A 23,634-nucleotide genomic window follows, 5' to 3' on the forward strand; every position below is an offset into this window, starting at 1 on the left:
GACCTTTTGCACAAACCTTTCTTGTTTTTCTAAGAAAAGCAGCTCCGCGTTTTTCTTATGTGATTGTGATACAATACTAATTAACAATGTTCGTTGTAGAGAGGGGTTTTAAGTGTGAGTAAACTCGTATTAATTGATGGAAATAGTATTGCATATCGTGCTTTTTTTTGCGTTGCCTTTATTGAATAACCAAAAAGGGGTTTACACGAATGCGGTGTATGGCTTTGCGATGATGCTGATGAAAATAATTGAGGAAGAGAATCCAACTCATATGCTTGTAGCATTTGATGCTGGGAAAACGACATTCCGTCATAAAACATATGGAGAGTATAAAGGTGGAAGACAAAAAACGCCACCAGAATTATCTGAACAGTTCCCGTTAGTAAGGGAATTGTTAGATGCCTATAATATATCACGTTATGAAGCCGAACAATATGAAGCAGATGATATCATTGGAACATTAGCGAAGAATGCGGCAGAGGAAAAATGGGAAGTGAAAGTGTATAGCGGGGATAAGGATTTATTACAACTCGTTTCAGATCAAGTGACAGTCGTCCTGACGAAAAAAGGGATTACGAACGTTGAAGCTTATGACCCGAATATGATTGATGAAACATACGGAATTAAACCTGAACAAATTATAGATATGAAAGGTTGATGGGAGATAGCTCGGACAATATTCCTGGTGTACCCGGTGTCGGTGAGAAAACAGCCCTAAAGTTATTAAAACAATTTGGTACGGTCGAAAAGGTGTTAGAATCAATTGATGAAATATCAGGGAAAAAATTAAAAGAACGTCTTGAAGAAAATCGTGAGCAGGCACTAATGAGTAAGGAGTTAGCGACGATATTTTTAGATGTTCCGATTGACAAGTCTCTAGATGAATATGCATTTGGTGAATATGATTTAAATAAAGTAATATCGATTTTAAAAGAGCTTGAATTCACTTCCCTACTAGAAAAGCTTGATGTAGAAGTAGCCGTAGAAGCCATAGATGAGCTTGAATTTGAAAAGGTTGATTCTGTATCTAAAGAGGATTTAGGAGACGAAGCGGCTGTATTAATTGAAGTGTTTGACGAGCACTATCATCAAGCTGACATTATAGGCTTAGCGATAGTTAACGAAAAGAACCGCTTTTATATTCGTGCAGAGGATGCTTTAGCATCTGAAGATTTTTTAGAATGGCTACGTGATGAAACGTGTAAAAAATGGGTGTTTGATGCGAAGAAAAGTGTCGTAGCTCTTACTTGGAAAGGAGCAGTGCTGAATGGAGTGGATTTTGATGTGCAAATGGCCTCATATTTACTCGATCCATCACTGTCCTCACATGACATTCATGATGTTGCAACTAGAAAAGGATTGTCAATTGTTCAATCAGATGAAGTCGTATATGGAAAAGGGGCTAAACAAAAGTTACCAGAGGAGGACGAGCTTGCAGAGCATTTAGTACGCAAGGCTGAGGCAGTTTTCCGGCTAAAACGAGTGCTTGAAGAGGATTTGCTAGCGAATGACCAGGATAAACTTTATCGTGAGTTAGAAATGCCTCTTTCAATTGTTTTAGGTCATATGGAAAAGCAGGGGGTAAAAGTTGATCAAGAGATTCTTCAGAAGATGGGAAAAGATCTTGACCTACGGTTAGAAGAGCTTGAAAGAAAAATACACTCATTAGCTGGTGAAGCATTTAATATTAATTCACCAAAGCAATTAGGGGAAATCTTATTTGTGAAACTGGGGTTACCACCAGTTAAGAAAACAAAAACAGGCTATTCCACTTCTGCTGATGTTCTTGAAAAGCTTGCTGTAGAGCATGAAATTGCAGAATATATTGTTCATTATCGCCAGCTAGGGAAATTGAAATCAACTTATATAGAAGGTTTATCAAAAGTGATTAAAGCAGATACGAGCAAAATCCATACTCGTTACAACCAGGCTTTAACACAAACAGGAAGATTAAGCTCTACTGATCCGAATCTGCAAAACATCCCAATTCGTTTGGAGGAAGGAAGAAAGATTAGAAAAGCGTTTGTTCCGTCACAAGAAGGATGGAAAATGCTTGCTGCAGACTACTCGCAAATTGAATTACGTGTACTAGCTCACATCGCTGGAGATGAGAAATTAATAGAAGCTTTTAGAAACAATATGGATATCCACACGAAAACAGCAATGGATGTGTTCCATGTACAGGAGGATGAAGTGACAGCACAAATGCGTCGAGGTGCAAAAGCAGTTAATTTTGGGATTGTCTATGGTATCAGCGACTACGGCTTATCACAAAACCTTGGCATTACGAGAAAAGAAGCGGGCGATTTTATTGAGCGTTATTTTAACAGTTATCCTAAAGTAAAAGAGTATATGGATGAAACAGTTAGTAAAGCTAGGGAAACAGGATATGTGTCAACATTGCTCCATAGAAGGCGGTATTTACCTGATATAACGAGCCGCAACTTTAATAAAAGGAGTTTTGCTGAACGAACAGCGATGAATACGCCTATTCAAGGGACTGCAGCAGATATAATTAAAAAAGCAATGGTGCAAATGGCTGAACAAATGGAGAATAAGCAAGTGAAAAGTAGAATGATTTTACAAGTACATGATGAATTAATTTTTGAAGTTCCAAATGATGAATTAGATGTCATGATGGAACTCGTACCTGAAGTGATGGAGAAAGCAGTCACTCTTGATGTCCCTTTAAAGGTCGATGTTTCATACGGAGATACGTGGTACGATGCTAAATAATAAACAATCAAGAAGGTGAGGGAGAGGGGCCATGCCTGAATTACCTGAGGTTGAAACGGTTCGCCGTACCTTGAAACAATTAGTCTTAAACAAAACAATTACTGCTGTAACAGTTCACTGGGGAAATATAATTAAAAAACCTGCTGACCCAGATGAATTTGGTCATGCTCTTATAGGTCAAACCATTCAAGACATACATCGAAGAGGGAAGTTTCTTATTTTTGAATTTGATCATGTTAGTCTTGTATCCCATTTGCGAATGGAAGGCCGGTATGGACTCTATGAAAAAAAAGAGGAAATCGAGCCGCATACTCACGTGTTGTTCTCGTTCACTGATCAAACGGAACTACGTTACCAAGATGTACGAAAGTTTGGAACAATGCACCTATTTAAAAAGGGAGAGGAGTTAAAGGCACTGCCTCTTTCACAATTAGGAGTAGAGCCGTTTTCTACTGAGTTTACAGTTGATTTAATGAGAGCAACATTTGAACGAACACAACGAACAGTAAAATCAGTATTATTAGATCAGAAGCTTGTAGTTGGGCTTGGCAATATTTATGTTGATGAGGCCTTATTTAAAGCAAGTATATTGCCAACACGAAGTGCATCAACTATATCAGATAAAGAACTAGAGGATTTACACCGAGCCATTATTTCTACATTAAAGGAAGCGATTGAGCTAGGCGGAAGTTCAATAAAATCATATGTAAATGGTCAAGGTGAGATGGGGATGTTTCAACAAAATCTGGCCGTTTATGGACAAAAAGATCAGCCATGTGTGATTTGTGGTACGTCAATAAAAAAAATAGTCGTTGCTAGTCGAGGTACTCATTATTGTATTAAGTGCCAAAAATAAATGTACGTTAGACAAGTTCTATCCATATAATATCGTAACGTATGTATGGAAGGGGCATGTTGTATGGTTGGAGTACTTTCATTATTAACAATTGCTTTTGCGGTGAGTCTTGATAGCTTCGGTGTTGGCTTAACGTATGGTCTACGTCAGATGAAACTACCTTGGCGATCCTTATTATTTATAGCAGGATGTTCGGCTACGTCGATATTAATAGCAATGTTTTTTGGAAGTTGGCTCCTTTCTTACTTGCCAACAGCTATTGCAGAAGGAATCGGGGGGGGCATTCTCTGCTTAATTGGAGCCTGGGCCATTTACCAAGCTTATAAACCAGCTGAAACGAATGAAAAGTCAAAAGAAGATGAGTGGGTTTTCAAATTTGAAATTAAAATGCTCGGAATTGTTATTCAAATTTTAAGGAAACCTATGGTTGCGGATATTGATAATTCTGGAACGATAACTGGTAGAGAGGCAATGCTTTTAGGAATTGCATTATCGCTTGATGCTTTTGGTGCGGGGATAGGTGCTTCACTAGTTGGAATGTCACCATTATGGATGGCATTGAGTGTTGCAACTATGAGTGCTCTCTTTGTGCTACTAGGAATGAAAAGTGGGCGACTTTTTTCGAATTCGCTTTTAATTAAGCGTTTCGCTTTTATACCAGGGACACTATTAATATTGATCGGTGTATTTAGTTTCACGTGATAAAGGAGTAGCAAAATGCTAATTGGATTAACTGGTGGAATTGCTAGTGGTAAATCAACTGTAAGTGAGATGTTCCGAAACTTCGGATTTCCTATTATCGATGCAGATCTCATTGCCAGAGAAGTTGTTGAACCGGGGTCTGTTGGGTTAAACAGAATTGTTGAACATTTCGGACAGAACATTCTTATGGATGATGGTTCACTAAATCGTGCACGGCTTGGACAAATCATATTTGCAAATGATGAAAAGAGGAACTCGTTAAATCGTATTACTCACCCTCTTATTAGGGAACGTATGGAAGAAGAAAAAGAGCGGTTATTAAAAAATGGGGTATCTACGATTGTGTATGATATCCCACTTTTATATGAAAGCAATTTATTTCATCTAGTCGATAAAGTGTTGCTTGTATACGTTGATCAAAAAACACAATTAAAACGATTAATGAATCGAAATCAGCTGAATAAACGAGAAGCAATGAAACGAATTCAATCGCAGCTGTCGCTTGAGCAGAAGAAAGAGCGTGCAGATGCGATTATTGATAATGCAGGTTCAGTAGACGAGACAAAAAAGCAGCTTATTGCATTAATGCAGAAGTGGCAAATAACAATAGGTTAGAAAGTATAAGAATTTCCCATAAAGTAATCGAAAAAATTTAGGTTGCAATCATAATCTAAACAAAGTATACTGATGTTCGTGAACTTCAATTAAAGCAAATTAGGAGTGATTTCTTGCATACTGGGTTAGGACCTCTTTGGACTAACTTTCCCCCGTGTAATAAAGCATTCCTACATGCTTGAGAAGGCATGATTTTTTTGTAAAGGGGGATTCAACTGATGGACACAATGGGACGTCATGTCATTGCAGAGCTATGGGGATGCGATGAAGAAAAGTTGAATAATATGAATTATATTGAACAATTATTTGTAGATGCTGCACTGAAGGCAGGGGCAGAAGTTCGGGAAGTTGCGTTTCATAAATTTGCTCCTCACGGTGTTAGTGGGGTAGTAATCATCTCTGAATCACATTTAACGATTCATAGTTTTCCTGAACATGGTTATGCGAGTATAGATGTTTACACGTGTGGAGATCTTGATCCAACAGTGGCATCAGATTTTATCGCATCATCATTACAAGCAACAAAGAGTGAAGTAATTGAAGTCCCTAGAGGAATGGGACCGATAAAAATTGAAAAATCAATGATTAAATCACTATAAGAATAAGGCTGTAAGTTCTATTAAATGGAACTTATGGCCTTTTGCAGTATAGTAAGTAAAAAGCAGCTTTTTTGCTATATGCTTCAACAACCTTTATTTTACAATATAGAAAAGACCACTATAGATTTTTTAGCAGTCGGACTATTTTCTATGGTATGATAGAAATAAGAGAAAAATGAGGAAGGTGTAGAGTTTATGGGAGCATTTAGTAGTATTAGACGTTTTTTTAGTATCCGTACTGAAACGACGGAGGAACATGAGCTGAAAGAATTGCAAACAAGATATTATAAAACGACGAAAGATAAGGCGATGCAAACAATTGAGAACGTTTTAATTCAGTCTGGCTGGGAAATTGCCAGATCGGAAGAAGAACGAGGAGAGATTGTTGCAAATATGAAAAAAGGTAAGCGGAAAATGCTTGTATTGACAATTATAACGGTTAAACCATTTAAGACAGCCGTTGACCTATCTTGTTCAACGGATACGGTGTTACCTACTGACTTTGGTCATAGCCGTAAGGTCATTATTGATGTATACAATAAAATTGATAAAGAGCTTACATATATTGGATCAAGCTTAGGGAAGGAACTTTTGTAAAGACTTGTCAGGCGTTATATAAATAAGATATGATAGGATCAATGTTATGATAGTAGTGGAGATGATTTCATGATATGCCCAGCCTGTCAGTACAACGGAACACGTGTACTTGATTCACGCCCTAGCCATGAAGGAAGATCGATTAGGCGTCGACGTGAATGTGAGCAATGTCATCATCGCTTTACAACATTTGAAATGGTAGAAGAAGTACCATTAATTGTTGTAAAGAAGGATGGGACTAGACAAGAGTTTAACCGTGACAAGCTTTTAAGAGGTTTAATTAGAGCTTGTGAAAAACGGCCAGTAGCGATAGAAACCCTTGAAGAGATCGTAAATAGTGCCGAGCGTGAGTTAAGAAGCTTAGGGAAAAGTGAAGTGCAAAGCCGAGATGTCGGCGAATTCATTATGGAACGACTAGCCGATGTGGATGACGTTGCATATGTACGTTTCGCATCAGTTTATCGCCAATTTAAGGATATTAATGTGTTCATTAAAGAATTAACAGAACTAATGAATAAGAATGATTAAAAAGGAGCTTAAAGCAATAGATGCTGCAAGCTCTTTTTACGCTTTTAAAAAAGAAGAAGCCTTTGTATGATACTAAGGGGCAATTGGACAAATAAAAGGGGAGGTTCTAAGAATGTCTTGGCATTGGAAGAAGCTAATACCAATCGATCGTTACACTGTCCGATTGGAGCAATACATCACAGATGATGATAAACAAATTATTACACTCTTATATCAACCGCTTATTGGGCCCATTGCCAATAGTTTATATGTAACACTCATTTCTCAATTAGAAAAAGAGCAATATTGGAGTAGAGAAAATACTCATCGCCAATTAATGATCATTCTTGGTACCTCACTTGAAGTGATTTATGAAGAACGGAAAAAGCTTGAAGCGGTCGGATTGCTAAAGTCATATAAGTCAACAGATGAGCATGGATCTTCTTATATATACGAAATACAGCCACCTATGACACCTAAGCAATTTTTTGAAAATGATGTATTAAGCGTCTATTTATTTAATCGGCTTGGAAAAACATACTACCGACAGCTACGGGATCGTTTCATCGTTCCAACAATTGATTCACAGCAATACCAAGATGTTACGTATGCTTTCGATGAAGTATTCACATCGATTCACCATTCAGAGATGGTTTCGAGCTTGAAATCAGATGATGGGAAAACATTAAAAATCCAAGACGGGGAAGAAATTATTACAAAACGGGATGAAAATGAGTTTAAAATAAATGGAGATGACTTCGACTTTGAATTGTTAGAAAAAAGTTTAATGTCAACAATTAATGTTGACCAGGTTTTAACTCCAGAGGTAAGACTAGCGATTGTTCGGCTAGCATTTGTTTATCAAATTACTCCATTGGAGATGAGTAGTATTTTGTTACAAGCATTATTACATGACGATTATCTCGACATTGAGGAATTGCGAAAAAAAGTGCAGGAATGGTATAAAGTTGAGCATGGCTCGGACCCACCTGGTTTAGCATTACGAACACAGCCAGCTAATAAACGAACGATGCATAATCGTCAAGCATTAACAGAGGAAGAGAGAACGATTCAATTTTATGAAAACACGTCGCCACTTTCATTATTAGAAATTCGTTCGCAAGGTGCAAAGGTTCCGTTAGCAGACGTGAAAATCATAGAATCACTCATGCTTGACCATCAGTTAAATCCAGGTGTTGTCAATGTCTTACTCGATTTTGTATTATGGAGTCAAGATATGAAACTATCAAAAGCACTTGTGGATAAAATAGGTGGGCATTGGTCTAGAAAGAACATTCAAACCGTTAAAGAAGCGATGACTTTTGCTTTAAAGGAACAGGAAAAAGCGAAGAAGCAAGCCAACAAATCGAACGGTGCAACGGAAAGAAAGCTTCAAAATAGCAAACATTCGAATACTCGGAGGGATCAATTGCCTAAATGGTTGCTAGAAGAACAAGCACTCAAAAAACCACAACCACAGCAGCAAAAAGATGATAATCAAGAAAAAAGCTTTGCTGAACTATTAGCTGAGCGCAATAAACAAAAAGAATAGGGAGGCATCCGATGGAATCAATTCAAAAATCCCTTAAACTATGGACTGAAAATAATAAATTACAGCAGCGATTAAATGAAGCTAGGGTAGCGATAGTGAGAGATCCTATTATACAGAAAGCTTTGCAAAATCAAGAGGCTCCCGTTACGGAAGAAATGATTGAGAACGCACTTGTCAATTTATTTGAATATAAAAAGGAACGGTCTAACTGTAATGATTGTCCAGGATTAGCGAACTGTCCAAATATGATGAAGGGCTATCAACCTGAGCTTTCAATTGTTCGTCAATCAATTGAGCTTTCCTATTATCCTTGTGAGAAAAAAACGGCAGCCGAACAAGAGCGGAAGCAAAAAGAAATGATCAAATCATTTTATGTGCCAAAAGAAATTTTAACGGCGACGTTTGATACGCTAGATCAAGATCCTAACCGCGAGGAAGCAAGTCGACTTGCATTAGCTTTCTCTCTTAAAGCAAATCCAGGAGAAGATGGACAAGGACTATATTTTTATGGGAAATTCGGTGTTGGTAAGACGTATTTAATGGGAGCTATCGCCAATGAATTGAAAGATCGTGGTATTTCGAGCTTTATCGTTTATACCCCCGACTTTTTCCGTGAAATGAAACAATCGATTGGAGATGGAACGTTTCAAAAAAAGATTGATATCGTAAAAAAAGCTCCAGTTCTTATATTGGATGACATTGGTGCTGAAACGATATCTGCGTGGGTAAGAGATGACGTGTTAGGGGTTATTTTACAACATCGCATGCTTGAAAAGTTACCGACCTTATTTACATCAAATTATGACTACGAAGAGTTAGAACGCCATTTATCATATTCTGATAAAGGCGGGATTGAAGAATTAAAGGCAAAACGAATTATGGAACGGATAAAGCATTTTACGTCATTTGTAAAAGTTGAAGGAGCCAATCGCCGTGAAAAGTGATAAGCAAACAAAAGTACTTTCTCTTTTCGTTTGCTGTGAACTATGTTACGATAAATGCATTAATTGCGAGTTACGGAGGTTACGTCATGAGCATAGATGCAATTTTGGAGCGGGCGGTAAATGGTGAGCGATTATCAATGGAGGATGCGGTAGCCTTATATGAAAGTGATGAAGTGGAAAAAATGGGGGAAGCTGCCAATCAAGTTATGTTGAAATGGCACCCCGAACCGATTACGACATTTGTGATTGGTCGTAATGTTAACTACACAAACTTCTGTGATACGTATTGTCGTTTTTGTGCATTTTATCGTGCTCCTGGACATAAAGAAGGATACGTCTTAAGCAATGAGGAAATATTTCAGAAGATAGAAGAGACGCTAGCAGTTGGCGGAACAGAAATTCTTATGCAAGGTGGAACAAATCCCGATTTGCCACTTAGCTATTATACGAATCTATTAAAGGAAATAAAGAAACGATATAATATTTGGATGCATTCATTCTCACCAGCAGAAGTGTGGAAAATTGCTGAGGTTTCCGATATGTCTGTTGAAGAAGTATTACGTGAATTGCATGAAGCTGGTTTAGATAGCATGCCTGGTGGCGGAGCTGAAATCTTGACAGAAGAGACGCGCTTACGTGTCAGTCGTCTGAAAGTCACATGGGAACAATGGATTGAAGCAATGAAAGCGACAAAGCGTGTCGGTATGCATGGGACTGCTACGATGGTAATTGGGTTTGGGGAATCAAATGAAGAAAGAGCTCTTCATCTTCAACGAGTCCGTGATGCACAAGATGAGACTGAATGTTTTACTGCGTTTATTTCATGGCTGCTACAACCTGAAAATACAGGAATGTATAAAACGAAAAAGCTAACTTCACGTGATTATTTGAAAAATGTCGCGATTTCACGCTTGTTCTTAGATAACATTGCTAATTTTCAATCCTCTTGGGTAACAATGGGACCGGAAATCGGTAAACTATCATTGCAATACGGTTGCAACGATTTTGGAAGTACGATGATGGAGGAGAACGTTGTATCAGCGGCTGGGGCTACGCATAAAGTTAATACGAACTTGACATTACAGCTTATCCGCGAAGCAGGTAAGATACCTGCACAACGTGATACAGCTTATAATATAGTAAAAGTATTTGATCAAGGTGAAACGGCTGATAAGGACTTTGTGATGCAAAATTGATAGTTAAGAGTAGGAGGGCATATGAGCTTCTACTCTTTTTTGTTTGTGAGTATATTAAGCTTTTTACCAATGGTGTACCTAATGCATTTTTCTTGTCATCATCTTCATTCCTTCTACATACGATGGGAGTAGAGCCTGTCTGAAAGTTATTGTAAGGGGGAATAAATGTTGATTGCTATTCATTTCGAAGAAGGGGAAGATTGTAAGGCATTATATACTCAGCTTGAACATTACTTTCAAAAGTTTTCTATGATTGGATTAGGAGGGACCATTAAAATTGAGGATAAAAGCTCCCTTCTAATAGAGTACGATCGTAAAGATGTGGACTTTTATGAATCGTTTCATCCATTTCTCTCCTCGGTTTTGACTGATTTTGTTATTGAATCACATGAAGATGAGTGGTTACATGATATTGTTGAGACGATGTTTTATTTTCAGGATGAGGAAGAAAAGCGACAAATAGTTAGTATTGCTCATGCCATATTAGAAGGGGACCGTACCGACTTACCGAAAGTAAATGAATTATTGAACCGTCGTGCTGTAATTTATGAGGCATTTGCTTCCCATTTAGATGAGAATACTGATTTTCATTACGAGCCCTTTTTAACATTTCGCTTGCGAGATTACGGAGAGTGTTTAATAGATTGTGTTGAATTGGCTATAGATGAATATATGCTTGAGCAAGAGTATCAAAACATGATTGAGGGCTTACGAAAATATGTGAATGAACATCAACCGAAAATGGATTCCGTATATTTAATTCATAACAAATCCTTCACTTTTTTAGATGAACAGTTTCGCAAAATGACCAAAGATGAATTATTGTTTTATTTAAATAACGATATCGTATTTGAGCAAGAGGTTGAGATTGAAGAAATGGTTATTAGTCCACTCGTAAGTATGCTACCAAAGTCGGTATATATATTTTCTGATAACCCTGATCACGGTATCATTATCTCAATTCAATCGATTTTCCAAGAGCGATTACACGTGTACCCTTTAAAAATGTATGAAAAAGAATGGCGGTAATTTCGAAATGGGGTTGATTTTCTCATGTGTGCTCCCTATAATACTACATAACAGAGATCTATGATGAGAAAAGTCATGATGAGGACATGAGATCTACATGATTGTTTACAGAGAGAGAGGCACCTGCTGAAAGCTTCTTAACAAGATATAGGTCTTACCACCTCTGAACTACATAGGGAAACACATATTTATGTGAAGTATCAATTGTCGGAGACACAACCGTTATTGTGAAGAGCCACTGTCAAATTGCAGTGGGAAGTAAGGGTGGAACCACGAAACCACACTCGTCCCTTTTTTGGAGGGATGGGTGTTTTTTTATGTTGAAAATTTCATTTGTATGATTCAGTAGTAAGAAGAAGATCAATGAAAAAGGAGTGGATTGTTATGGAACAAATAAAATTAACATTTCCAGATGGTTCTGTGAAGGAGTTTGAGAAAGGAACAACAACAGAAGATGTTGCTGCATCCATTAGTCCTGGTCTAAAGAAAAAAGCACTAGCAGGCAGGCTGAATGGTGTTTTGCTTGATTTGCGTACACCGCTTACAGAAGATGGTGATATTGCAATCATTACGCCAGACTCGGATGAAGCGTTAGAAATCGTTCGTCATAGTACCGCACATTTAATGGCTCAAGCGATTAAACGTTTGTACAAAGATGTAAAGCTTGGCGTCGGCCCGGTCATTGAAGGTGGCTTTTATTATGATATCGATTCGCCTGAATCATTGACTCCAGAGGATTTACCGAAAATTGAAAAAGAAATGAAGAAAATAATCTCGGAAAACTTAGAAATAAAGCGTGTTGAAGTAACGCGAGAAGAAGCGATTCAACGTTACCAAGAAATCGGTGATGAATATAAGCTTGAATTAATTGAAGCAATTCCTGAAGGGGACATGCTTACGATCTATGAACAAGGAGAATTTTTTGACTTGTGTAGAGGTGTCCACATTCCTACAACAAATAAAATTAAAGAATTCAAGCTACTAAGTCTAGCAGGAGCATATTGGCGTGGCAATAGTAACAATAAAATGTTACAACGAATCTATGGTACAGCATTTTTCTCTAAAGAGGATTTAAAAGAGCATTTACGGTTATTAGAAGAAGCAAAGGAACGTGATCATCGTAAGTTAGGAAAAGAGCTTGGTATTTTTGCGTTATCGCAAAAGGTTGGACAAGGTCTGCCTCTTTGGCTTCCAAAAGGAGCAACGATTCGTCGTATTATTGAACGCTATATTGTTGATAAGGAAGAAAAACTCGGCTATCAACATGTTTATACACCGATTTTAGGTAGTTCGGAGCTGTATAAAACGTCTGGTCACTGGGATCATTATCAAGAAGATATGTTTCCGGTTATGGAACGTGATAATGAAGAGTTTGTTTTGCGACCAATGAATTGTCCACACCACATGATGGTCTATAAGCAAGATATGAGAAGCTATCGTCAATTGCCGTTAAGAATTGCTGAGCTAGGTATGATGCATCGTTACGAAATGTCTGGGGCTGTTTCCGGCTTGCAACGAGTACGGGGTATGACGTTAAATGATGCCCATATTTTCTGTCGACCAGATCAAATTAAAGAAGAATTTATTCGGGTTGTCAACTTAATCCGCGAAGTTTATAAAGATTTTGGTTTAGAAAATTATTCATTCCGTCTTTCTTATCGCGACCCAGAAGATAAGGAAAAGTACTTTGATGATGATGCTATGTGGGACAAGGCACAATCGATGCTTAAAGAAGCAATGGATGAACTTGGCGATGTTGATTACTATGAGGCTGATGGAGAAGCTGCGTTTTATGGGCCGAAGCTTGATGTTCAAGTACGTACAGCATTAGGAAAAGACGAAACGTTATCAACTGTACAACTAGATTTCTTATTACCTGAACGTTTTGACTTAACGTATGTAGGAGAGGACGGGCAACAGCATCGTCCAGTCGTTGTTCACCGTGGAGTCGTATCAACAATGGAACGATTCGTTGCATTTTTACTTGAGGAATATAAGGGGGCATTTCCAACATGGTTAGCACCTGTTCAAGTCCAAGTCATTCCGGTCTCGCTTGATGTCCATATGGATTATGCTAAAAAAGTTCAAGCAACATTGCAATCAGCTGGTGTTCGGGTTGAAATGGATGTCCGTGATGAGAAACTTGGCTATAAAATACGTGAAGCACAGATGCAAAAGATTCCATATATGCTTGTACTTGGCGATAAAGAGCAAGATGCTAATGAAGTGAATGTTCGTAAGTATGGAGAAAAAGACTCTGAATCTATTTCATTAGATGCATTTGTTAACCAATTAGCTACAGAAATAAAAAAATAATAGCGACTAGTCGTCCAGAATACAGTCATTACTACAAAAACAGACAAGGTCAACACAATCTTATCTGTTTTTGTAAAATAAACGGTTGATTTTCTATAGGTGATTCGTTACACTTATATAGTCGTTTACTAAATAAATTGACACCTACGTAATTGTGTGGTAAGGTATATCAGTGATCAATTGAATTATACGAACTAGGCAAGAAGAAGCGCCCGCTTCTCACCTGATCGACGAATGGTTGACAGGTATGAACAGTTTCATGTTAGATGGACTAAGTGTGGGCGTAGTATGCGCCCACACTTTTTTGTTTGCATGAGAGCATGGGTAGATGATCGTTGCTTTGGTTTGTCAAAATCCTATGGAGGTGGCTCATTATTAGTAAGGACAATATGTTGGTCAATGAAGGGATTCGTGCACGTGATGTTCGTCTTATTGGTGCGAATGGAGATCAAATTGGTGTAAAGTCGAAGCAAGAAGCGCTTGAAATGGCGCAAAATGTGAACCTTGACCTTGTTTGTGTTGCACCGAATGCGAAACCACCCGTGTGTCGAATCATGGATTACGGAAAATTCCGTTATGAGCAACAAAAGAAAGAGAAGGAAACCCGTAAAAAGCAGAAGGTCATTAATGTCAAAGAGGTGCGTTTGAGCCGACAATTGAAGATAATGACTTTAATACGAAGCTTCGTAACGCTCGTAAATTTCTTCAAAAGGGAGATAAGGTAAAAGCTGCTATCCGCTTCCGTGGTCGTGCGATTACCCATTCTCAAATAGGACGTAAAGTTTTAGAGCGTCTCGCAAAAGAATGTGAAGATATTGCTGTTATTGAAGCAATGCCTAAGATGGAAGGTAGAAGTATGTTTCTGATTTTAGCTCCTAAGACGGAAGCGAAATAGGAGAGTAGAAACAAGATTAAAGGAGGACCTAAGTTATGCCAAAAATGAAAACTCACCGTGGCGCTGCTAAGCGTTTCAAGAAGACAGGATCTGGAAAGCTGAAGCGTTCACACGCATTTACAAGTCACTTATTCAAGAATAAATCACAAAAGCAAAAGCGTAAGCTTCGCAAAGCTGGAATGGTTCATTCTGGAGATTTCAAACGTATTCGTTCAATGTTAACGTACAAAAAATAACTGATCTGATTTGAGATAGAAAGAAGGAGGGAACGTCGATGCCAAGAGTAAAAGGCGGTTATGTCGCTCGTCGTCGTCGTAAGAAGGTTTTAAAGTTAGCTAAAGGATATTTCGGTTCAAAACATACATTATTTAAGTCTGCACAAGGTCAAGTCATGAAGTCATTGCTTTATGCTTATCGTGACCGTCGTCAAAAGAAGCGTGATTTCCGTAAATTATGGATTACACGTATTAACGCAGCAGCACGTATGAACGGTCTTTCTTATAGCCGTTTCATGCATGGATTAAAGCTTGCAGATATTAACGTAAACCGTAAGATTCTTGCGGATCTTGCCGTAAATGATGAACAAGCTTTTTCACAGTTAGCTGAAAAAGCTAAGCAAAGCTTAAATGGCTAATAAAAGCGAATAGAATGCTTTTAAATGGTGTCTTAAAAGGGCTAAACGTCTCTTTTGAGATGCCATTTTTTTGAATTATGCTAAACATGACGTCAGTAATTATTTTGGATGAGGAAGGTGAAGTGATGTTAACTATGATTCTATTTCTATATTTCACCATTATAACAGTTGTATCGTATGCTGTGATGACAATAGATAAAAGTCGAGCGAAGCGAAACAATAGACGCATACCGGAAAAAACATTATTTGTCCTTGCTTGGCTAGGAGGAAGTATAGGGATTTGGTTTGGAATGAAGCATTTCCGACATAAAACGAAAAAGCGGAGCTTTACGGTTGGGATTCCTTTTGTAGTTATCACCCAAATCGTAGTCGTAACGATCATTTTCCTGTCCATTTAAGCATAGAATAGAAATGGAGGCGAGTGAAATGGAAGAGTTTTTAGAACGTTCGCTACAAATGATCGAACAAGCAGGCTGGTTAGCACCGCTTTTTTTTATTCTTCTCCATGTATTTCGGCAAGTATTTTTTGTACCTGTACTATTTATCTGTCTTTTAGGTGGTTATATATTCGGGACATTTTATGGTTCGGTTTATTCCGTTATCGGTTTAACATTGGTAAGTATCATTTTTTACGGAATTATTGAACTTTTTCCTTCTTTAAGAGGAAAATTAGGGCGTTTACAAGAGAAAATACTATTAGGGAAGCACCAGCTAAATATAGCTCAATTGATGGTATTAAGAATGATGCCTTTTGTTCATTTTCATGTTATTTCAATTTATTTATTGAAAACGACCTCTTCTTTTAGGCAATATACGAAAAGATCACTACTTGTCAGTATTCCGCCTGCAATCGTGTATACAGCTTTTGGAGATATGATTCATGAATTACCGTTAGCAGGTACAATCGTGTTCATCGCCTTTTTGTTAATTTTAATGCTTGTCTTAAGAAAGAAAGAGACAACAATTTCTTGGGAGACCTTTTTTCAAAAGAACTAACAACTAGTTTAAGCAATTATTACAACTTTAAATTGTTACTCTCCACATGAAAGAAAATCCACTTTCATGTGGAATAGAAATGCTACGATCGACACCATCACGCTTCCCTAATAAGAGGAGAAATTTAATTAACAGAATAACTGGAGAATGCCGTACACTTGTTACACGTTGTAGTATACAATCAACCGAGCCCCATCCTTACAACTCTCCATTTAACTTTATTTTTAAAGGAATTCTTTAATAGGACTTTTCCACTCTAATTTCGCACTTGGATACCGCAAATAAATATCTTCCGCAATAAAATGAAAATCCTCTTTCTTAAGTCCTGCTAATTTCTCAGGTTGTTTTACCCACACATAAATTGACACTATATCAAATGCTTCATCGGTTGTACCTAAATATTTCTCGCCTTCAAACATGACACCTTTATACGTGATAAAGAAGTTCTTTCTAACATCCTTTGGATCATCATAAAAGTAATATTGCTTCTTCTCATGTGCTTGCTCAAGCTTACGACGTGGATGAAATAAATATTTTATCGCGGTGTAAGCTAAAATAACGAGTGCTATAAGGATTAAGAAGCGTACTAAAAAGACCATATAGACTCCTCCTTGTCGTTGGATACCATCATTAGTGTACACTTACTATCATATACGTATCATTTTCGTCTAAGTTTCATTTCTGATAAAAAAAACTGTTATAATAATACAAGACAGAGGAGGGAGATAAACCTATGAACATACAAGAGTTATTTACAATTCAACAAAAATTAAATGATCGAATAATGAGTGAGCATCAGCTTGTTGAGCATAATCTTTTTCAAGAGCAATTGCTAGCATTTCTTGTTGAAGTTAGTGAGTTGGCAAATGAAACAAGGTGTTTTAAATACTGGAGTCGAAAAGGGGCATCGGAAAAAGCAATTATATTAGAGGAATATGTCGATGGAGTTCACTTTTTGTTAACAATTGGACTAGCTTTAAAATTTACCGATGTTGAAATAGATTCTTTTGAACAAATGGAACGTTCATTAACTGTACAGTTTCTAGACGTTATGGCATTAACGCATCGTTTACAAGAAACGAGAGAGCTTGATACATATAAACAGTTGTTTCTTACATATTTCTCCTTAGGGGAAGCACTAGGATTTTCACCAGAAGAGGTAGAAGAAGCCTATCTAGCGAAAAATAAAGTGAATCACAAAAGACAAGATGAAGGGTACTAAGAAATTTGTTTTAGGAATAGAGCTTTTGTATACTTGAATTAATTCAAATAAAGGGGTTGTTGACTAAATGGATGAACGCTTGCAAATGTTAAAGGAATTAACTGATGCCAATGGTATTCCAGGGAATGAAAAAGAAGTCCGAGCTGTCATGAAAAAGCATATTGAACCTTTTGCTGACGAGGTGACTACAGACCGATTAGGAAGCCTTGTTGCAAAAAAATAGGCGATGAGAATGGTCCGAAAATAATGATTGCCGGACATCTTGATGAAATTGGTTTTATGGTAACAAGTATTGATGAGAAAGGCTTTTTACGTTTTCAAACAGTAGGTGGCTGGTGGGAGCAAGTGATGCTAGCTCAGCGAGTAACAATTATGACAAAAAACGGAAATATACCTGGCGTTATTGGCTCTAAGCACCGCATATTTTACCTGCAGAAGTACGCAAAAAACCTGTAGATAAAAAAGATATGTTTATTGATATTGGGGCAACTAGTAAGGAAGAGGCAATGGAATTTGGGGTTCGCCCTGGAGACTCAGTTGTACCTGTCTGTGAGTTTACGGTCATGAAAAATGAAAAATTTTTAATGGCGAAAGCATGGGACAATCGAATTGGATGTGCGATTGCGATTGATGTATTGCGTGGACTTAAAGGTGTAAGCCATCCGAATGTGGTTTATGGAGTCGGTACTGTTCAAGAAGAAGTTGGCTTACGAGGAGCACGTACTTCAGCTCATTTAATCGAACCAGATATTGCCTTTGGGGTCGATGTTGGAATCGCAGGTGATACACCAGGGGTAACGGAAAAAGAAGCGTTAGCGAAAATGGGAGAAGGTCCACAGATTGTCTTATATGATGCATCGATGGTATCACATAAAGGATTACGTGATTTTGTAACGGATGTAGCAGATGAATTGTCAATTCCGTATCAATTTGATTCAATGGCTGGTGGTGGAACGGATTCAGGAGCGATTCATTTAACAGCACATGGTGTTCCCGCATTATCAATTACTGTAGCGACTCGTTATATACATACACACGCAGCGATTCTTCATCGAGATGATTACGAAAATGCGGTTAAATTGATTACCGAAGTTATTAAAAAGTTAGATCTAGAAACCGTTCACGAAATAACTTTTGATTAAATACTAGAAAGGATGTGTAAAAGGAGTTTTCCTTATTACACATCCTTTTTATATACTTTGTAAGAGGAGAGGAGGAAGCTAATTCTGTACATGTACTGGTAATGCTCTGTACGAAACATCTAAAGAAACGTTACGTGTGTGTTTCTTATTGAAGTCCTTTACTAATTTCTTCACATAAATGTTCTTTCTGCTCTTCATTTGCATGTTGCCAATACACTTCAAACATAACTCCAAGTCCTGGAAGCATTTTTTCTTCACCACGAGAAATAGCGTCTGCAATCGTTGCTTCAACCTCTTGTTCAGAGCTTCCTTTAATATTTGACAAAATTGCGTTACGCAAGTTAAATCCCATTGTTGAGACACCCCTTTTTAATAGTTGTTTCTGTCTTTATTATGTACGGTGTCACACTAGATTATCCGAAAAAAAATCGGTATGATAGATGAAACAATGAAAGATTAAAAGGAGATTAGGATGAAGCGGATTGATTCAGTGAAAAATGAACGTATTAAGCAATGGAAAAAGCTCCATACAAAAAAAGGGAGAGAAAAAGCAGGTCAATTTATCATTGAAGGCTTTCATTTAGTTGAGGAAGCGTTACGTTCAGACATAGATGTTTCACATATTTTGCTAGAAGAGGGGCTGGATTGGCCTAAGGATTGGCAAAGTAAACAAGAGGAACGGATAGAAGTTAGTGAGGCTGTACTAAAAGAACTATCTGATACACAAACTCCACAAGGGGTTGTAGCAATTTGTGACTTTCTTAAAGAAGAACCGCTTAAACAAATGTCAGGACGTTATTTGTTAATTGATCGTATTCAAGATCCGGGAAATTTAGGAACGATTATTCGAACGGCTGATGCAGCTGGTATCACTGGAGTTATTTTAGGAGAAGGGTGCGTTGATAAATATAATAGTAAAGTGGTTCGTTCATCACAAGGGTCGTTATTTCACATTCCAATTATGAACGGGAAGTTAAGTGAATTGGTTTCGCAATTTCAGGAAGCAGGTGTAGCGGTATTTGGAACGGCTTTGCAAAAGGCTAGCTCTTATATTAATTTTGAGCCGCTTGAATCATTTGCACTTATTGTAGGTAATGAAGGCGATGGTGTCGATAAAGAACTTCTTAATAAAACTGATCAAAATATATATGTGCCGATATATGGAAAAGCAGAATCATTAAATGTTGCGATTGCCACTGCGATTCTTTTATATCATTTCAGGCGATAAGCAGTTGCATCGTTGGTGAACATTCTCTATAATATAGAAATATACGATTTATTATAGTGTTAAATGCGACGAAAGAGAGTAGTAAGTCAAAATCCACCAAATAGGGAGAAAGTGCCTTGGACTGAAAGCACTTTTTTGGAATGGTTTGATTGAATTCACTCTGGAGCAGGCACCGGATTATAAGTTGACTTATAAAGGTGTTCCGGTTTAGAACCGTTAGTTCAATGAAGATGCTGACTCATTTGTACAGCAATAAGGGTGGTACCGCGAAACCTTCGTCCCTTCTTTTGGGATGGAGGTTTTTTGCGTTCTTATTGAGCGTGGAGTTTAAATCGACTGTTATTGTTTATTACTTGAATTGAAGTATAGGGAGGAAGGAATATGCGAGAGCGTTTAGAGGCGTTAAAGACCGAAGCATTAGAAAAAATTGAAATAGCTACAGATATGAAGTCATTACAAGATGTACGTGTTTCCTATTTAGGGAAGAAGGGTCCGATCACAGAAGTACTTAGAGGAATGGGAAAACTTTCTGCTGAAGAAAGACCAGTCATCGGTCAGCTTGCGAATGAAGTGCGTGATGCGATTAAATTACAAGTTGAGGCAAAGGAAGCTGAGCTTGAGAAAGCCGCAGTTGAAAAGCAGTTAGAGGAGGAGTCGATTGACGTCACTTTACCTGGAAGAACTCCACAAGTAGGTACATCACATCCATTAACGAATGTTATAGAAGAGCTTGAAGACATTTTCACAGGATTAGGTTTTTCTGTTGCAGAAGGTCCTGAGATTGAAGTCGATTATTATAACTTTGAAGCGTTAAACCTTCCGAAGGATCATCCAGCTAGAGATATGCAAGATTCTTTTTTATTTTACTGATGAGCTACTACTTCGTACACATACGTCACCAGTTCAAGCACGTACGATGGAAAAACACGAAGGGAAAGGTCCTGTTAAGGTTATCTGTCCAGGGAAAGTATTCCGTCGTGATGATGACGATGCGACACATTCACATCAATTTATGCAAATAGAAGGTTTATATGTTGATGAGAAGGTACGGATGAGTGACTTAAAAGGGGTATTAGAATCGTTTGCAAAGTCATTCTTTGGCGAAGATCGTTCTATTCGTTTAAGACCAAGCTTTTTCCCTTTTACCGAACCGTCTGTAGAAGTTGATGTATCGTGTGGAATTTGCGGTGGAAAGGGTTGCCGGATTTGTAAATATTCGGGGTGGATTGAAGTATTAGGTGCCGGAATGGTTCACCCTCGAGTGTTAGAAATGAGTGGATTTGATTCAACGAAATATAGTGGATTTGCGTTTGGTATGGGAGTAGAGCGTTTAGCGATGCTAAAATATGATATTGATGATATTCGCCATTTCTATACAAATGATGTGAGATTCTTAAAACAATTTACGCGGGCGTAAGGAGGAAAATGATGCTTGTTTCATATAAATGGTTGCAAGATTATGTGGATGTGTCAGATGTGTCAGCACGTGATATTGCAGAAAAAATGACTAGAGGCGGGATCGAAATTGATTTTGTCCATAAGCTAAATGAAGGTCTTAAAAACGTTGTTGTCGGGTATGTGAAGGAATGTTCACAACACCCGAATGCTGACAAGCTAAATGTATGTTTAGTCGATATCGGTGAACAAGAGCCGGTCCAGATCGTTTGTGGGGCATCGAATGTAGCGGCAGGTCAACATGTCGCTGTTGCTAAAGTAGGAGCTGTTTTGCCAGGAAACTTCAAAATTAAAAAAGCAAAGCTTCGCGGTGAAGTATCTCAAGGAATGATTTGTTCCTTACAAGAACTAGGAATTGACAGCAAGCTTGTTCAAAAGGAATATCAAAATGGTATTTACGTCTTTCAAGATGAAGTTGAAGTAGGAAGTGACGCATTAGCCGCTCTTAACTTAGATGATGAGATATTAGAGCTTGATTTAACACCAAACCGTTCAGATTGCTTAAATATGCTTGGTGTTGCTTATGAAGTAGGAGCTTTATTCGAGAAAGAGGTGAAGGTACCAACTATCGAATTAAAGACGAACGATGAACAAGCTTCGGACTATGTATCTGTTACGGTTGATGCAATTACGGATAATCCTTATTATGGAGCGATTATCATAAAAGACGTCAAGATTGGTCCGTCCCCATTATGGCTGCAAAACCGCTTAATGGCTGCGGGAATTCGCCCAATTAGTAATGTTGTCGATGTCACAAACTACGTTCTCCTTGAATACGGTCAGCCATTGCATGCATTTGACTTTGAACGATTTGGGACGAATGAGGTAGTTGTTCGCCGAGCTCATGATGGCGAGAAAATCGTAACGCTAGATGATGAAGAACGGACGTTAACAAGTGATCACCTTTTGATTACGAATGGAAAAGAGCCAGTTGCAATTGCTGGTGTAATGGGTGGAGCAAATTCTGAAGTACATGATGGGACGACAACGATTTTATTAGAGGCAGCATACTTTAATCCTGTAACGGTTCGGAAAGGCTCCCGTGATTTAGGCTTGCGCAGTGAAGCAAGTGCACGCTACGAAAAAGGTGTTGACCCTAGTCGTGTACTTGATGCAGGGAAACGAGCAGCTAGCTTGATTACTGAGTTGGCAGGAGGAACTGTCGTCTCAGGAGTTGTTGAAGTAAATAAGCTTCAAGTTGAGCCTACTACAGTTAAATTGAACCTAGACCGTTTAAATGAACGATTAGGTATGGAATTAACAATGGACACAGTTACTGGTTTTATGGAACGTTTAGGTTTTACGTCTAAACAGGATGGTATGAATGTATATGTGACAGCTCCAACGAGACGAACTGATATTCAGATTGAAGAGGATCTTTTTGAGGAAGTGGCTCGCTTATATGGTTACGATCACATTCCAACAACTTTACCTGTTGGAACAACGACACAAGGCGGATTATCGGACTATCAAAAGAAACGTCGCCACGTTCGTCGTACTCTTGAACAATCCGGCTTGGCACAAGTAATTACTTATTCTTTAACAAGTCCAGAAAAGGCAAAAGGATTCGCTGGGCTATCAGCAAATACACAGGAAGTTCGTCTATCAATGCCGATGAGTGAGGATCGTAGTACGATGAGAACAAGCTTAATTCCTCATTTATTTGATGTGTTGAGCTACAATTTGAATCGGAAAAATGCTAACGTTCATGTATATGAAATTGGTTCAATTTTCTTAAGTGAAGAAGATACATTAACGAAGCAACCTCGTGAGCAAGAGATGTTAGCAGGTGCATTGACAGGAGTATGGCTAGAACATGAATGGCAGGGGGAACAAAAGCCAGTCGATTTCTTTGTTGTTAAAGGGATATTAGAGGCCTTATTCCAAAGTTTAGGACTAGATGAGTTTGTTTCATTTGAACAAGCACAACTGCCTGATATGCATCCAGGGCGTACCGCAGTTGTAAAGTTAAACGGCGAGGAAATCGGCTTCGTTGGTCAAGTTCACCCTATGAAGCAAAAGGAGCTTGACTTAAAGGAAACATATGTGTATCAATTAGACCTAGAAGCGTTGTTAACGTATGAAGCATCGCAAATTGTTTATGAAAAGCTTCCACGCTTCCCAGCTATCGTACGTGATATTGCATTAGTGGTTGATCAAAGTCGTTCTGCAGGAGAGCTTGAATCAGTCATTAAACAAGCAGGTGGTAGGCTTTTAAAAGCAGTTAAGCTCTTTGATCTATATGAAGGTGAGCATATGGAAGAAGGCAAAAAGTCACTTGCGTTTTCATTGACTTACTTAGATTTAGAACAAACATTGACTGATGAAGAAGTAACAAAAGTCCATGAGCACATTTTAGATGAGTTAAAAGAAAAAACAGGAGCAACATTACGGGCATAAGGTGAGTTTTTCC

20 protein-coding genes, 4 pseudogenes and 2 other annotated features are annotated in these 23,634 nt (G+C 38.1%); of the genes and pseudogenes, 22 read left to right on the top strand and 2 right to left on the bottom strand.

What is annotated here, in order from left to right; all coding sequences use genetic code 11:
- The first annotated feature begins 114 nt into the window (after nucleotides 1-114).
- The 17 genes and pseudogenes from polA (at nucleotide 115) to JCM19034_RS05110 (ending at nucleotide 16,174) form a co-directional block, all read left to right on the top strand.
- A pseudogene (gene polA / locus JCM19034_RS05030) lies at nucleotides 115-2,736 on the top strand (DNA polymerase I).
- 31 nt (nucleotides 2,737-2,767) lie between these two features.
- Nucleotides 2,768-3,592 (top strand): DNA-formamidopyrimidine glycosylase, encoded by an 825-nt coding sequence (mutM, locus tag JCM19034_RS05035; RefSeq protein ID WP_062047806.1) that lies wholly within the window; start codon nucleotides 2,768-2,770, stop codon nucleotides 3,590-3,592.
- Nucleotides 3,593-3,655: 63 nt separating this feature from the next.
- Complete coding sequence (gene ytaF / locus JCM19034_RS05040; protein WP_062047808.1) at nucleotides 3,656-4,294, top strand: sporulation membrane protein YtaF; 639 nt, start codon at nucleotides 3,656-3,658, stop codon at nucleotides 4,292-4,294.
- A 15-nt stretch (nucleotides 4,295-4,309) separates the two neighbouring features.
- Nucleotides 4,310-4,909, top strand: a complete 600-nt coding sequence (coaE, locus tag JCM19034_RS05045; RefSeq protein WP_062047810.1) for a dephospho-CoA kinase — start codon at nucleotides 4,310-4,312, stop codon at nucleotides 4,907-4,909.
- Between the two features lie 218 nt (nucleotides 4,910-5,127).
- A complete protein-coding gene (gene speD, locus JCM19034_RS05050; protein ID WP_062047812.1) occupies nucleotides 5,128-5,508 on the top strand; it encodes an adenosylmethionine decarboxylase in 381 nt (126 codons plus the stop codon).
- Nucleotides 5,509-5,703: 195 nt separating this feature from the next.
- The gene (locus JCM19034_RS05055) at nucleotides 5,704-6,105 is read left to right on the top strand and encodes a hypothetical protein (protein WP_062047814.1); all 402 of its coding nucleotides are present in this window, start codon (nucleotides 5,704-5,706) and stop codon (nucleotides 6,103-6,105) included.
- Between the two features lie 69 nt (nucleotides 6,106-6,174).
- Nucleotides 6,175-6,633, top strand: coding sequence for a transcriptional regulator NrdR (gene nrdR, locus JCM19034_RS05060; protein ID WP_062047815.1), 459 nt, complete (start codon nucleotides 6,175-6,177; stop codon nucleotides 6,631-6,633).
- 112 nt (nucleotides 6,634-6,745) lie between these two features.
- Nucleotides 6,746-8,164, top strand: a complete 1,419-nt coding sequence (locus JCM19034_RS05065) for a replication initiation and membrane attachment family protein (protein WP_062047817.1) — start codon at nucleotides 6,746-6,748, stop codon at nucleotides 8,162-8,164.
- Between the two features lie 11 nt (nucleotides 8,165-8,175).
- Nucleotides 8,176-9,108: a primosomal protein DnaI gene (gene dnaI, locus JCM19034_RS05070; RefSeq protein WP_062047819.1), complete on the top strand. Its 933-nt coding sequence runs from the start codon at nucleotides 8,176-8,178 to the stop codon at nucleotides 9,106-9,108.
- Between the two features lie 86 nt (nucleotides 9,109-9,194).
- A complete protein-coding gene (mqnC, locus tag JCM19034_RS05075) occupies nucleotides 9,195-10,304 on the top strand; it encodes a cyclic dehypoxanthinyl futalosine synthase (RefSeq protein WP_062048128.1) in 1,110 nt (369 codons plus the stop codon).
- Between the two features lie 165 nt (nucleotides 10,305-10,469).
- On the top strand, nucleotides 10,470-11,333 hold the full coding sequence (gene ytxC / locus JCM19034_RS05080; RefSeq protein ID WP_231686812.1) for a putative sporulation protein YtxC: 864 nt from the start codon (nucleotides 10,470-10,472) through the stop codon (nucleotides 11,331-11,333).
- A gap of 384 nt (nucleotides 11,334-11,717) precedes the next feature.
- The gene (gene thrS, locus JCM19034_RS05085; RefSeq protein ID WP_370621819.1) at nucleotides 11,718-13,649 is read left to right on the top strand and encodes a threonine--tRNA ligase; all 1,932 of its coding nucleotides are present in this window, start codon (nucleotides 11,718-11,720) and stop codon (nucleotides 13,647-13,649) included.
- 194 nt (nucleotides 13,650-13,843) lie between these two features.
- Nucleotides 13,844-13,961: a sequence feature (ribosomal protein L20 leader region), on the top strand.
- 77 nt (nucleotides 13,962-14,038) lie between these two features.
- Nucleotides 14,039-14,544: pseudogene (gene infC, locus JCM19034_RS05090) on the top strand (translation initiation factor IF-3).
- 35 nt (nucleotides 14,545-14,579) lie between these two features.
- Nucleotides 14,580-14,780: a 50S ribosomal protein L35 gene (gene rpmI, locus JCM19034_RS05095; RefSeq protein ID WP_035342523.1), complete on the top strand. Its 201-nt coding sequence runs from the start codon at nucleotides 14,580-14,582 to the stop codon at nucleotides 14,778-14,780.
- Nucleotides 14,781-14,818: 38 nt separating this feature from the next.
- Nucleotides 14,819-15,178 (top strand): 50S ribosomal protein L20, encoded by a 360-nt coding sequence (rplT, locus tag JCM19034_RS05100; RefSeq protein WP_062047823.1) that lies wholly within the window; start codon nucleotides 14,819-14,821, stop codon nucleotides 15,176-15,178.
- 125 nt (nucleotides 15,179-15,303) lie between these two features.
- A complete protein-coding gene (locus JCM19034_RS05105) occupies nucleotides 15,304-15,576 on the top strand; it encodes a DUF1294 domain-containing protein (RefSeq protein ID WP_062048132.1) in 273 nt (90 codons plus the stop codon).
- Between the two features lie 28 nt (nucleotides 15,577-15,604).
- On the top strand, nucleotides 15,605-16,174 hold the full coding sequence (locus JCM19034_RS05110; protein WP_062047825.1) for a TVP38/TMEM64 family protein: 570 nt from the start codon (nucleotides 15,605-15,607) through the stop codon (nucleotides 16,172-16,174).
- A 224-nt stretch (nucleotides 16,175-16,398) separates the two neighbouring features.
- On the opposite strand, the gene JCM19034_RS05115 is transcribed toward JCM19034_RS05110, so the two are convergent.
- Nucleotides 16,399-16,773 carry a hypothetical protein gene (locus JCM19034_RS05115; protein ID WP_062047827.1) on the bottom strand — a complete coding sequence of 125 codons (375 nt, stop codon included), beginning with the start codon at nucleotides 16,771-16,773 and terminating at the stop codon, nucleotides 16,399-16,401.
- Nucleotides 16,774-16,907: 134 nt separating this feature from the next.
- Here JCM19034_RS05115 and JCM19034_RS05120 point away from each other — a divergent pair, with 134 nt between their 5' ends.
- On the top strand, nucleotides 16,908-17,396 hold the full coding sequence (locus JCM19034_RS05120) for a dUTP diphosphatase (RefSeq protein ID WP_062047829.1): 489 nt from the start codon (nucleotides 16,908-16,910) through the stop codon (nucleotides 17,394-17,396).
- Between the two features lie 67 nt (nucleotides 17,397-17,463).
- Nucleotides 17,464-18,538 (top strand): annotated as a pseudogene (locus JCM19034_RS05125) (M42 family metallopeptidase).
- Nucleotides 18,539-18,683: 145 nt separating this feature from the next.
- On the opposite strand, the gene sspI reads toward JCM19034_RS05125, so the two are convergent.
- Nucleotides 18,684-18,890: a small acid-soluble spore protein SspI gene (gene sspI, locus JCM19034_RS05130; protein ID WP_062047831.1), complete on the bottom strand. Its 207-nt coding sequence runs from the start codon at nucleotides 18,888-18,890 to the stop codon at nucleotides 18,684-18,686.
- A 120-nt stretch (nucleotides 18,891-19,010) separates the two neighbouring features.
- Here sspI and JCM19034_RS05135 point away from each other — a divergent pair, with 120 nt between their 5' ends.
- The 3 genes and pseudogenes from JCM19034_RS05135 to pheT all read left to right on the top strand — a co-directional run bounded on the left by JCM19034_RS05135 (nucleotide 19,011) and on the right by pheT (nucleotide 23,621).
- A complete protein-coding gene (locus JCM19034_RS05135) occupies nucleotides 19,011-19,766 on the top strand; it encodes an RNA methyltransferase (RefSeq protein WP_062047833.1) in 756 nt (251 codons plus the stop codon).
- A 59-nt stretch (nucleotides 19,767-19,825) separates the two neighbouring features.
- Nucleotides 19,826-20,052 (top strand) — a binding site (T-box leader).
- A 95-nt stretch (nucleotides 20,053-20,147) separates the two neighbouring features.
- Nucleotides 20,148-21,183, top strand: a pseudogene (pheS, locus tag JCM19034_RS05140) (phenylalanine--tRNA ligase subunit alpha).
- An 11-nt stretch (nucleotides 21,184-21,194) separates the two neighbouring features.
- Nucleotides 21,195-23,621, top strand: coding sequence for a phenylalanine--tRNA ligase subunit beta (gene pheT, locus JCM19034_RS05145; RefSeq protein WP_062047835.1), 2,427 nt, complete (start codon nucleotides 21,195-21,197; stop codon nucleotides 23,619-23,621).
- Nucleotides 23,622-23,634 lie beyond the last annotated feature (13 nt).

Origin of the sequence: Bacillus sp. JCM 19034 (assembly GCF_001310635.1) — a bacterium.
Classification (GTDB): Bacteria; Bacillota; Bacilli; order Bacillales; family Bacillaceae_D; genus Halalkalibacter.